Source organism: Sutcliffiella sp. FSL R7-0096, assembly GCF_038595065.1.
Lineage (GTDB): Bacteria > Bacillota > Bacilli > Bacillales > Bacillaceae_I > Sutcliffiella_A.
The window spans coordinates 41,239-52,804 of the sequence record NZ_CP152003.1 but is presented as its reverse complement, the minus strand read 5'-3'; the positions used below and the strand labels follow the sequence as shown (position 1 = coordinate 52,804).

The 11,566-nt window shown below is 41.6% G+C and carries 12 protein-coding genes; 1 reads left to right on the top strand and 11 read right to left on the bottom strand.

What is annotated here, in order from left to right; translation table 11 throughout:
* Positions 1–320: 320 nt before the first annotated feature.
* The 3 genes from MKY77_RS00255 to metG form a co-directional block, all read right to left on the bottom strand.
* The gene (locus MKY77_RS00255) at positions 321–1,535 is read right to left on the bottom strand and encodes a ubiquitin-like domain-containing protein (RefSeq protein ID WP_339148290.1); all 1,215 of its coding nucleotides are present in this window, start codon (positions 1,533–1,535) and stop codon (positions 321–323) included.
* Positions 1,536–1,760: 225 nt separating this feature from the next.
* The gene (locus MKY77_RS00250) at positions 1,761–2,528 is read right to left on the bottom strand and encodes a TatD family hydrolase (RefSeq protein WP_339148289.1); all 768 of its coding nucleotides are present in this window, start codon (positions 2,526–2,528) and stop codon (positions 1,761–1,763) included.
* Positions 2,529–2,683: 155 nt separating this feature from the next.
* Positions 2,684–4,675, bottom strand: coding sequence for a methionine--tRNA ligase (gene metG / locus MKY77_RS00245; RefSeq protein WP_339148288.1), 1,992 nt, complete (start codon positions 4,673–4,675; stop codon positions 2,684–2,686).
* Between the two features lie 542 nt (positions 4,676–5,217).
* On the opposite strand from metG, the gene MKY77_RS00240 reads away from it, so the two are divergent.
* Positions 5,218–5,499: an AbrB/MazE/SpoVT family DNA-binding domain-containing protein gene (locus tag MKY77_RS00240; protein ID WP_064097636.1), complete on the top strand. Its 282-nt coding sequence runs from the start codon at positions 5,218–5,220 to the stop codon at positions 5,497–5,499.
* 253 nt (positions 5,500–5,752) lie between these two features.
* Here MKY77_RS00240 and rsmI read toward each other — a convergent pair whose 3' ends face one another.
* From rsmI to tmk, 8 genes are all read right to left on the bottom strand, one after another.
* Positions 5,753–6,634 (bottom strand): 16S rRNA (cytidine(1402)-2'-O)-methyltransferase, encoded by an 882-nt coding sequence (gene rsmI / locus MKY77_RS00235; RefSeq protein ID WP_339148287.1) that lies wholly within the window; start codon positions 6,632–6,634, stop codon positions 5,753–5,755.
* A gap of 52 nt (positions 6,635–6,686) precedes the next feature.
* Positions 6,687–7,433, bottom strand: coding sequence for a tRNA1(Val) (adenine(37)-N6)-methyltransferase (locus MKY77_RS00230; RefSeq protein WP_339148286.1), 747 nt, complete (start codon positions 7,431–7,433; stop codon positions 6,687–6,689).
* A gap of 339 nt (positions 7,434–7,772) precedes the next feature.
* A complete protein-coding gene (gene yabA / locus MKY77_RS00225; RefSeq protein WP_339148285.1) occupies positions 7,773–8,141 on the bottom strand; it encodes a DNA replication initiation control protein YabA in 369 nt (122 codons plus the stop codon).
* Between the two features lie 12 nt (positions 8,142–8,153).
* Positions 8,154–8,978, bottom strand: coding sequence for a stage 0 sporulation family protein (locus MKY77_RS00220; RefSeq protein ID WP_237665375.1), 825 nt, complete (start codon positions 8,976–8,978; stop codon positions 8,154–8,156).
* 1 nt (position 8,979) lies between these two features.
* Positions 8,980–9,972 (bottom strand): DNA polymerase III subunit delta', encoded by a 993-nt coding sequence (gene holB, locus MKY77_RS00215; protein ID WP_339149919.1) that lies wholly within the window; start codon positions 9,970–9,972, stop codon positions 8,980–8,982.
* A 17-nt stretch (positions 9,973–9,989) separates the two neighbouring features.
* On the bottom strand, positions 9,990–10,430 hold the full coding sequence (locus tag MKY77_RS00210) for a YaaR family protein (protein WP_339148284.1): 441 nt from the start codon (positions 10,428–10,430) through the stop codon (positions 9,990–9,992).
* A gap of 82 nt (positions 10,431–10,512) precedes the next feature.
* The gene (locus tag MKY77_RS00205) at positions 10,513–10,842 is read right to left on the bottom strand and encodes a cyclic-di-AMP receptor (protein WP_237665377.1); all 330 of its coding nucleotides are present in this window, start codon (positions 10,840–10,842) and stop codon (positions 10,513–10,515) included.
* 78 nt (positions 10,843–10,920) lie between these two features.
* Complete coding sequence (tmk, locus tag MKY77_RS00200) at positions 10,921–11,559, bottom strand: dTMP kinase (protein WP_339148283.1); 639 nt, start codon at positions 11,557–11,559, stop codon at positions 10,921–10,923.
* Positions 11,560–11,566: the final 7 nt, after the last annotated feature.

Below are 11,566 nucleotides of genomic sequence, written 5' to 3'. Positions count from 1 at the left end.
CCTCCAAAAGGGTGAAACTTTTCGTCTATGATAAACGTCTAATTATTGAAATGAAATGGAATTACAAACAATAGTATGTATTCTACTTTATTTTGTCTTTCTTGACTAATATTTATTTTAACAGAAGGCTATTTTCGTTAACTTTGTCGCCATTTCGTATTTGTAGAGACTAAATGTACTACATGCATATTTTAGAGTATGTAAGCAGAAAAAAGTCCGATTGCCGACTTTTTACTGGTGAATAGCAACAATCTTTGAGAAAAGAGCCTAACAGAAAAAAGCAGAGGCTTAAAAAAACCCCTGCTGAGTCATCCATCAAATTAGTCCAAAATTTTGATTTTCACTTTTTTCCTTCCCCAACGATAAGCAGCATCTTTATCCGAGAAGAATACGTCGATCTTGTGCCCCTTGATAGCACCACCGGTATCTCCAGCAACAGCATAACCATAGCCTTCCACATACACTTTTGTACCTAAAGGAATGACACTAGGATCTACTGCAATCACTTTTGCTCCCGGGTTAGATCGCAAATTAATTCCCGTGCTTGTGACACCACTGCATCCGTTACAGTATGCTGTGTATGCCGTTGAAGAAACATAAAACTCATTAGAGCTTGATTCCGTGCTACGTGATACAACCTGTTGAGGTTTTGGTTGTGGTGGTGGCGGAGCTTTTGTTCCGACAGCAACGATGCGATCCAAGGATTCTTTCACCGTCTCTGTTTTCACCAATTCACGGGACACTTCTTTGCCATTTTCTAAAATGACTTCATAATGATTCGCAACAGTCCCTTCTTCACCTTGCTGGACCACTTGCTCCTTCCCCTTATCGAGGGAATCATCATTTTTTGTTACAACTCCAAATTCAATAGGCTCTTCCACTACATCGGTGACTTTTTCAACTCTAGTAATATTTACTACAGAATCTTTTGCTACCAATTCTTCTAGACTAGGCTCCACTCGGTCAAGATCATTTACTGTGATATCGTGCTGTTCTAAAAAGTCAGCGACCGTAGTCGAAGTAGACCATACTTGTTGCTTTTCCCCCCCTACATTCAAGGTAACTTCAAATGCCTTATCGATGGCAATGACTAAATCATCCTTGATTGGGGTATTAAAACTGTGACTTACCTTATCGTGCTCTTGTATATCTATATCTTCTTCTGCTAAGAATTCTTGTACTGTCTCTGCTGTCGTAAAGATGGAGCGCTCCTTATCATCAATGACAAGTTTCACTTCTTTCGCCGGATCCCAGACAATCTGCATGGCGTCACTGACCACGGTATCCTTTGAAGGTTCCAGTCGATCCTCGGGATGGACTGTAATGTCCAGCTCTTTCAGAATATCCGCTACAGTTTTTGCGTGTGTGCGCACCGTGACTTCCTCACCGTCCACATTCACTGTTACAGCAGCCTTCGTGCCATGGAAGACACCAAAGCCAAGTATAGTTGAAAAGACTATGAAACTAGTAATAACCATCGCCAGTTTCGTCTTACTCAACGAACCAGAAAACAGTTTTTTCATGCTATCTAACATGTAAAAAAACGCCTCCTTCTCCTCGAATGGATTATATAGACAGTTATGTAACTTGTCAACCCTTTCCATCGGCTCGACCGTAATGTCTATTATGCGGAAAATTCTCACAAAAGGGAAGTGAAAACTATCGACAAGATTATCCTATGAAGAGAAGAAGATGGGTAGAACTTATTTGTTTTCACTCGAATTTGGACAAGTATCAGCGATTTTTGACATGTTTCTTTGTCAGTTTATGCCGAATAATTTCTTAGCATTTGCTGTTGTTTTTTCTGCTACTTCCTCTATCGTTACTTTTTTTAGTTCCGCTACCTGTTCTGCAACCAGACGAACATATGCCGGTTCGTTTCTTTTTCCTCGGTATGGGTGAGGTGTCAAATAAGGGCAATCCGTTTCAATCAGAAGTTTATCCATTGGAATTTCTTTGACTACTTCTTTCGGCTTTTTTGCATTTTTGAAGGTGACCGGTCCTCCAAATGATATGTAGAAATTCATCTCCATACATTCCTTTGCCACTTCCAAGCTTCCAGTGAAGCAATGCATGATGCCTCCTACTTCCTTCGCCTCTTCTTCCTTCAGGATTTCCACCACATCAGCCGTCGCATCCCTGTTATGAATGACAATTGGCAGCTTTACTTTTTTTGCCAGACGGATTTGCTTTCGGAATACTTCCTTTTGCACATCTTTCGGTGATTTATCCCAATGATAATCAAGGCCCATCTCCCCGATTGCCACGACCTTCTCATGAGAAGCAAGGTCTTCGATCCAAGCCAAATCCTCATCTGTCATGTCTATCGCATCAACAGGATGCCAACCCACAGCCGCATAAAGGAAATCATACTTCTCCACAAGTTCCATTGCCCGGTTTATCGTTTTACGATCAAATCCTACCACTACCATGTTGTCTACTTTATCCTGACGAGCTCTATCAATTACTTCCTGCAGATCTTCCTCATACTGATCCGCATTCAAATGGACATGTGTATCAAATAACATATGTAACACTCCTACTATATTTTTTATGCTCCATCAATGATTTTCTCAAAATAATATTAACCAATAATATATCGATAAAGAAACAAAGAGGTGCAACCCGTTGTTACACGTGAAACACCTCTTCCTTTATAAAAAATATTTTATCGAAAAACTAATTACTTTACTTTTGCCCCTAACGGCAAGGACGCATCAACCGAGGCCAAGGACAGCACTCCATCCTTTTCTCCTGCAAGGATCATACCTTCTGAAAGCTCTCCACGAAGTTTAACAGGCTTCAAGTTCGTCACGCAAATGACACGCTTTCCTACCAGCTCTTCCGGCTTGTAGAACTTGGCAATTCCGGAAACCACCTGTCTCTTTTCATAGCCAAGATTTAACTGAAGTTTTAAAAGCTTATCTGCTTTTTTCACTGGCTCACAATGCGTCACTTCTGCAACACGTAAATCTATTTTCATAAAATCATCAAATGTAATTTCTTCGGATGTTGGCGGCGCCTCTTCGACCACTTTTTCTTCCGCTTTTTCAGCAGGAGCAGTTGGTTGCATCACTTGTTTGATATGCTCCACCTCTTCTTTTACATCAAGACGAGGGAAAATAGGGTCTGCTTTCACCGTTTTCGTACTAGCAGGGATCTGCCCGAAGCTTGATAAGCTTTCCCATGTTGCAAGTGAGTCATCCACACCAAGTTGTGCGAATATCTTTCCAGGTGTTCTTGTCAGGAACGGCTTCAAGAGGATTCCGATGAAACGCAATGATTCTGCCAGATGGGCCATAACAGAAGCCAATTGTTCATTGGTATCTTCACTTTTCGCCAGCACCCATGGTTGTGTTTCATCTATATATTTATTCGTTCTGCTTACAAGTTGCCAGATAGAGGATAGCGCTACGGAAAACTCCATGTTCTCCATCGCATTCTCATACTGTTGAACCGTATTTACCGCAAGCTCACTTAGCGTCTGATCAAACTCTGTCACCTTCCCATTATAAACAGGAACCTCTCCACCGAAATATTTATCAATCATGGCGACCGTTCTGTTCAACAGGTTCCCAAGGTCGTTGGCCAAGTCAAAGTTCACTCTTTCCACAAACCCTTCCGGGGTAAAGACGCCATCCGCTCCAAATGGAACTTCCCTTAACAGGTAATATCTCAGTGCATCAAGACCATAACGATCAATAAGGGTAACAGGATCCACTACATTTCCTTTTGATTTGGACATCTTGCCGTCCTTCATGAGCAACCAACCATGTGCAAAGACTTTCTTCGGTAATGGCAGATCCAACGCCATCAGCATGATCGGCCAATAAATAGTGTGGAAACGGACAATCTCTTTCCCTACCAAATGAACATCCGCTGGCCAGTATTTCATGTATTTCTCGTCATTATCTGTCCCATATCCAAGTGCTGTGATGTAGTTGGACAACGCATCAATCCAAACATAAATAACATGCCTAGGATCTCCAGGTACCTTGACACCCCAATCGAAGGAAGTTCTGGATACAGCAAGATCTTCAAGACCAGGCTTGATGAAATTGTTGACCATTTCGTTTTTGCGGGATTCCGGCTGGATGAACTCAGGGTTTTCCTCATAATACTGAAGCAGACGGTCCACATACTTGCCCATGCGGAAAAAGTAGGATTGCTCCCTTACCAATTCCACCGGATGTCCACTGTCTGGACTCTTTCCACCTACTACCTTGCCGTTCTCCTTAATCGGGTCGACCAGTTGGTGCTCACGATAGTAGGTTTCATCCGGTACAGAATACCAGCCTTCGTATTCATCAAGATAGATGTCCCCTTGATCAAGCAATTGCTTAAATATCTTTTCCACCACTTCTTTATGGCGATTTTCCGTTGTGCGAATGAAATCATCATAGGAAATGTCAAGCTTCTCCCATAAGTCTTTGATTCCCGAAACAATATCATCTACGTAGCTTTGAGGAGTGACACCTTTTTCTTCCGCTTTACGCTGGATTTTCTGGCCATGCTCGTCTGTACCTGTCAAGTACATCACGTCATACCCTTTTAATCGTTTGTAACGGGCCATCGCATCCCCTGCCACTGTCGTATATGCATGGCCAATATGTAAATTACCACTCGGATAATAGATAGGTGTTGTAATGTAAAAAGTTTTTTTATCGGCTACCATCAAAAATTACCTCCCTATAATCGAAACATATAAAAGTAGAAAACTCCCGCCCGATGGACGAGAGCGATCAGCGTTTACTTCTAAAATTATATATATCAACATCATAACCTATTTTTTATACCTATTATACATGGTTTGGGCCGGTATTGTTAAGGATTGAACAAAAACTTTTTCTCGTCCCCTCCCAATTCCATTCCACTTTTAATCCATCATCCTTCAAATCGACATTTGTCGAAAAATTTGTCGAAACAACAGTTGAATTTTGTCGAATAATGATTATAATAATACTTGTATTCTATTGAAAATTAGTAATTTATTGTAAGTGTTAACCAAGCCCTTATTCCAGTGAACCCTTATTACAGAGCGATTTTTCCGCTTTTGGAATACATTTTTTAAAAGAAATACAAATATTTTCAAACATAATGTTGACGGATTTTGTAAATATTGTTATGATTAAATCACGTTAGATTTGTCGAATAATGACGAAAATGATAGATTATTAATATTAAATAATTTTAATTTGAGAGAGGGGTATTTTTCTTATGAAATCTACTGGTATTGTACGTAAAGTTGACGAGTTAGGCCGCGTGGTTATTCCTATCGAGCTTCGCAGAACTTTAGGAATCGCTGAGAAAGATGCTTTAGAAATCTACGTAGATGACGAAAAGATCATCTTGAAAAAATACAAGCCAAACATGACTTGCCAAGTAACTGGTGAAGTTTCTGACAACAACCTTACACTTGCTGATGGAAAAATCATCTTAAGCCGTGAAGGTGCAGAAAAAATCATCCAAGAAATCCAAAACAACTTGCAAACAAAATAATTATATGACACACAAAAGAGGGCGCTGCGGCACCCTCTTTTTTTTGTTAATTTAGCTTAAACTCATTATAAAGAAAGCTGTGTGGGATAATTTTTACTTCCACGAGATGAAGACACTTTCATCTGAAATCTCACTGCCAGATTGTCTTCATCTGCATCCCCACCCTCTGTACACTCACTTCACACAAAAAACCAGCGCTTAGTCTAATAAGCACTGGTTTCTATCTTCAGAGAGACTTGCAAAAACTAAATTATTATTCAACGTGAAATGCTTGGTACACATCTCGCTTGGGTATATTTCGTTCTTTCGATACTTGTTTGATGGCTTCTTTGGAGGAGCAGCCTTCTGTGTCCATTACTTGTTGCACATGCTCTAAAAGGGAAAGGTCTTTCCACCAGGCTTCTTCATCTTCTTTGGCTTCTTCACTACTTCCTTCTATTATAATGCAACATTCCCCTTTGATCCCTTGCTCTTCATAGAGAGCCAGCACGTCAGAGATATTTCCCCTTGTGAACTCTTCGAATTTTTTTGTGAGCTCCCGGCTAACGACAATCGACCGGTTCCCAAGAATCTCAACCATTAAACTGAGTGTATCCTTCAATCGGTGGGGAGATTCGTAAAGGATAAATGTATCCGTAAGCTTTTTAAGCCGCTCTAGCTCTTTTTTCTTTTCTTTTTTCTGTCGATCAAGAAAGCCGTAGAAATAAAACGGCTGTGAGACCAGACCGGAAGCGATCAAAGCCGTTAGGGCAGCATTTGCTCCTGGCAGTGGTATCACATAAAGCTTTTCCTCAAGTGCTTCCACTACTATTTCATAACCAGGGTCTGATATGGATGGCATTCCCGCATCGCTAACAAGGCCGATGTCCTTCCCATCTTTTAAGAGGTCAATTATTTTTCTTCCACTCTGTTCTTTGTTATGTTCATGATAACTGATAAGCGGTGTTGCTATATCAAAATAATTACATAGTTTTTTTGTTTGCCTTGTATCCTCTGCTGCTATGTAATCTACTTCCTTCAACATTCTAAGTGATCTGTAGGTGATATCCTCCAAATTACCTATAGGTGTTGGGATCAGATATAGCCTTCCTTGTGTATATGATTCTGAAAAACTGTTTTGTTGCCATAATTCCATGTTGGATCCCTCATTTATTTTAGGCTACTTATGTTATTTCGTTTACTTCTGTTTACTCTTCTCCAAAGAGCATTTTCCTTACTTCTGGGGTGTATTCGCCGTTCTCATCGTATACAAGCAGTGGTGGAAGGATCTTTAGGTCTGGGTTTCCGTCCTTTATGCCTTCGATCAGTAGGGTATTGGCCGGCTTGCCGAGTTTGGAATGGACGAATTGCAAGCGCTTCGGCTCTAGGCGATATTTTCTCATTAACGTGATGATATCGAGTAGGCGGCCTGGACGATGAACAAATGCCACCTTTCCACCCTGCTTAGCAGCATGGCTGCTAACACGGACTACATCTTCTAATGTACATTCTATCTCATGCCTTGCTATCGCGTAGTGCCTATTACTATTTATTTTCTCTTCGTTCTCTGTCAACGGAAAATAAGGGGGATTGCATGTCACCACATCGTACTTCTTGTTTCCGATCAGGGCGGGCAGGTCCTTTAGATCCATGTTCATAATACTCAAACGATCTGTCAACCCATTATAGTCAATGCTTCTTTTCGCCATGTTAGCAAGGCGTTCTTGGATCTCCACACCCGTTATGGAACCTTTTGTCCTTTTGCTTAATAATAAAGGGATAATCCCATTGCCTGTACATAAATCGATAATATTGCCCTTTTGAATTGGAACATACGCAAACTGTGCCAAAAGAACGGCATCTAAGGAGAAAGAAAAGACGGATGGGCTCTGTATGATCCGTAAATTCTCCGCCAATAAATAATCGAGCCGCTCATCACCTATAAGATCTACCATCTGACAAAACCCTTTCGTACCATAATCTTTTCCTATTATAACGTAATCCCTGCGAAAAACATAAGAAGGGAGTAATTTACTTCGCAGAATGAGAGCTTTAGTTGACTGGAATGGAAGGCGCGCAGACTCTTCGAAAATGCTAGCCCATTTTCTTCGTGCGATGAAATGTGCTGCCGAAATCCTTCCTTGTCCTGCAGGAGGAAGGGACATGGGAGACTCCGCAGTTGTGAGGAGACTCCCGGACCGCCCGCGGAAAGCGAAGCGCCTGGAATGGAAGTCAACCGCATTACGATGGCCCAAAACAAAAAGCCGCCATCCGATTAACGGAAAAGCGACTTCTTACTTTTTATTTAGGAAAGACAAGCAAAACATACAGTCCCCTTCTTTTCGCGGGCTGCCGAAATTCAGGTTGCAAATATGAAATCCTTCCTGGTACAGCCTGGCTAAGTTATCATAGCCCTCCCCCACATCGATTTGCTTGTTTTGCTCCTGCTGTTTTTTCTTGTGCTTCTGTTTGGTGGAAGCTTGCTCCTCTACTTTCGTCATCTGTTCGAGACGCTTACGGAGATGGCTATTTTCCACCAGCACACTGTTGTTCTCTTCGATAATAAGGGCTAGGTGCTCCTTTAAATCGCCAAGCTGTTTATATAAATGTCCAATCTGTTCTTCCATATTGCTGACAGAATCAAATATTTCCTTCTTGTCCAAGTTTTCCACCTCTTAATCTGTGGCTTGCGAAACGGCTCCTTCTTGGAGTAATTCATCTAGAGAATACTCCACCACTCGGTCTTTTCCGGATAACTCCACTTGCAGCACGCGTTCCAGGAGGTTCAATCCGACCACACGTCCTACTCCGTTCGGTGTTTTGATTACTTCATCAAGATCCGGTAATTGCTCTTTAGCGGACTCGTATTCATCATTTTCATACTTCAGGCAACACATCAAACGGCCACATAACCCGGAGATCTTGGAAGGGTTCAGTGACAGGTTTTGATCCTTTGCCATCTTGATGGATACCGGTTCAAAATCACCCAGGAATGTGGAGCAGCACAACATGCGCCCACATGGGCCGATACCGCCTAAAAGTTTTGCTTCATCGCGGACACCGATTTGTCTGAGTTCGATCCTGGTGCGAAAAATGGAAGCAAGGTCCTTTACAAGCTCCCTGAAGTCCACTCGCCCATCTGCGGTGAAGTAGAAAATGATTTTATTCCGATCGAATGTATACTCCACATCCACCAGCTTCATATCCAAACCATGGTCGTTCACTTTTGTAAAACAAACATCAAACGCTTCTTTTGCCGCCTTTTTATTTTCATCCACAATAAGACGATCTTTTTGATCAGCAATACGGAGCACTTTTTTCAACGGGAGTACGACATCATTTTCGTCGACTTTCTTTTGACCGATGACAGCTTTTCCAAACTCCACGCCTCTTACCGTTTCGACAATGACAAACTCATTATCCTTTATATCAAGCCCATTTGGGTCAAAATAGTATATTTTCCCTGCTTTTTTAAAACGAACTCCCACTACTTCATACAAACTAATATCCCTCCTGCAAGTTTAACGCTAATTGTTCCATGAGAAGGTGCGGATTCACATTCGATGCTAACCGAGACTTGCTTTGTAATATATAGGATAAATGCTCGGTCACTCGTTGTTGAGTCGTCTGGAGAGCCAACTTTTGGATAAATTCCTTTTCATCGACAAACACCATCTGCTCCTCTTTGGATAACTGAGCATAGAGCATATCTTTATAAATGAATAGCATTAAATCTAAACCTATCTCGAGTTGTTTTCTATCGGAAAAATGGGGCATCCATTTTTCTTGTATAAATAACAATGATGCTTGAGGACGATTAAATATCGCTTCATACAATTTTATCACTAAATTTCTAGCAAGCGCAAACCAATCATCTCGACATAATTCTACTGCTTCCTCTAAACTGTTTGTCAGGGACGCAGCAGACTTTGCCAATGGAAGCGGAATATCTTCTGCCATCAGCTTATCTACTAGGCCTTCTGACGTTAAAGCCCGAAACGAAAGGGGTTGGCACCTTGAAATGATGGTGTTCAGCATCTGATTGACGTTTTCTGTCAGCAGGAATGCGAACGTTTCCTGGTTCGGTTCCTCAAGAAACTTCAGCAGACTGTTGGCAGCATTTGTGGTCATTTTATCTGCATGCTCGATAATATATATCTTTCTCTTAGACTCCAAGCCTGTTTTAGTGAATTCCTCTTGCAAAAATTGAATCTGTTGCTTTTTTATAGAATTCCCATCCGGCTCAAGTACATGTACATCCGGGTGGTTGCGAGAATCTATCCGCTTACAATTAGAACAGGCCTGACAAGGATTGACCCCTTTTCGGTCCTTGCATAACAGACTTTTTGCAAAAAGGTAGCTGACCTCTTTCTTTCCTGTGCCCTTCATTCCGTCCAACAAATAAGCATGAGCAATCCTGTTCCGCTCTAAACTATTTGTAACAATCCTTGCAACAGTAGGCTGGCTTTGTAGATCAGACCAACTTTTAATCACCATCATCACTCACTAACTTACATATATAAATTGATGAGCAGTCCTTTTATCTCACCAATACTGCTCAATATGTTTATTCTTGGTTCCTCTTGATTCATTACCTTGTCGGTTAAATCGATCAGCGCTTCATCAACCTGCTTCACCACATGAAGATGTCTGGACTGTCCATCATGTGTCCAATGGTGGGACTGGTTCAACTCCATCCCAAATTCAACCGCTTCTTCCATAAAACGCTTTACTAGCGTCTTATATTTTGCCAAGTCCTGAAAAGAACGTGAATTACCCAAACGGTCCCCTACCATTTCAATATCCTTCATTAACCGTTGAAGTTGCTCGGAATGCAATTTATTGGAGTGCTTTTGCATGACCCCACCAAAGGCAATGTTAGAGGTGTTGCCGCCTCTTGAATCCACTCTTCCTTTATCTACACTTGTTCTGAGATCGGTTGATATTTTCAATGCTGAACGTCCCTTTCCTTTGGCCCATACTTTTTTGAAAACAGGCTTCTAAAAAAGTAGCCCCTGAGCTACTTTTCAATTATTAAAATTGGTGAAAATGCTCCACCGGCAATACAAAGACGGTTGCGCCACCAACCTCGACCTCCACTGGATAAGGAACATAGGAATCCGCATTCCCGCCCATGGGAGATACAGGTGCGACCAACTGCTGACGGTGCTGGCAATTATCTTTTATAATATCCAAAGCCTTTTGTACACGAACATCTTCCGTACCGATCATAAAAGTCGTATTTCCCGATTTCAGGAATCCACCGGTACTTGCAAGTTTGGTGGCACGGAAATTGTTTTCTACCAAGGCATTCATTAATCTATTGCTATCTTTATCCTGTACAACAGCCATAATCATCTTCATATATAGCGCCTCCTTTATTTTACCATTAAATATGTGTTACTTCATTACTTCGTCGTTAGGAATAAATATTTCCATTCCTTAAAACCCATGCTCTGTAAAATAAGAAACGAGAATTATTCTTACCTGCTCGCAAACCGCCTCAAAATCTCTGGACGCATCGACAACAGTGTATCTGTCACGATACTTATTCTTTACCAGATCATAGCCTTCCTTTACTTTGTAATGGAAATCAAGCTTCTCCTGATCTAAGCGATTGATTTCACGTTTATTATTCGCTGCAATTCGCTCAAGTCCTGCTTCGGGCTCAATATCAAAGTATACAGTCAAAGATGGCATCATTTTTTCCGTTGCGAATTCATTGATGCCGAGCACATCCTCTACCCCTATTCCTCGTGCATATCCTTGGTAGGCCAGAGAACTGTCAATAAAACGGTCGCACAGAACAATTTTATTATCCTGCAAGGCCGGTATGACCCTCTCCACTAAATGTTGGCGTCGGGCCGCAGCGTAAAGCAATGCCTCCGTCCTCGCATCCATTTCTGTATTATCACAATCCAATATGACACTTCGGATCTGCTCTGCAATGGCAATGCCACCAGGCTCCCTTGTCAAAATGATTGGATAGCTCCGATCTTCCAGCTCTTTGGCTAATTTCTGGATGACAGACGTTTTTCCGGCACCCTCTGGCCCTTCAAATGTAATAAATAATCCCTTCACAAGCTTG

Bases quoted from the DNA above. Each gene is read 5' to 3' on its own strand.
- MKY77_RS00255 (WP_339148290.1), bottom strand. From the start codon at position 1,535: ATGTTAGATAGCATGAAAAAACTGTTTTCTGGTTCGTTGAGTAAGACG.
- MKY77_RS00250 (WP_339148289.1), bottom strand. From the start codon at position 2,528: ATGTTATTTGATACACATGTCCATTTGAATGCGGATCAGTATGAGGAA.
- metG (WP_339148288.1), bottom strand. From the start codon at position 4,675: ATGGTAGCCGATAAAAAAACTTTTTACATTACAACACCTATCTATTAT.
- MKY77_RS00240 (WP_064097636.1), top strand. From the start codon at position 5,218: ATGAAATCTACTGGTATTGTACGTAAAGTTGACGAGTTAGGCCGCGTG.
- rsmI (WP_339148287.1), bottom strand. From the start codon at position 6,634: ATGGAATTATGGCAACAAAACAGTTTTTCAGAATCATATACACAAGGA.
- MKY77_RS00230 (WP_339148286.1), bottom strand. From the start codon at position 7,433: ATGGTAGATCTTATAGGTGATGAGCGGCTCGATTATTTATTGGCGGAG.
- MKY77_RS00205 (WP_237665377.1), bottom strand. From the start codon at position 10,842: ATGAAGATGATTATGGCTGTTGTACAGGATAAAGATAGCAATAGATTA.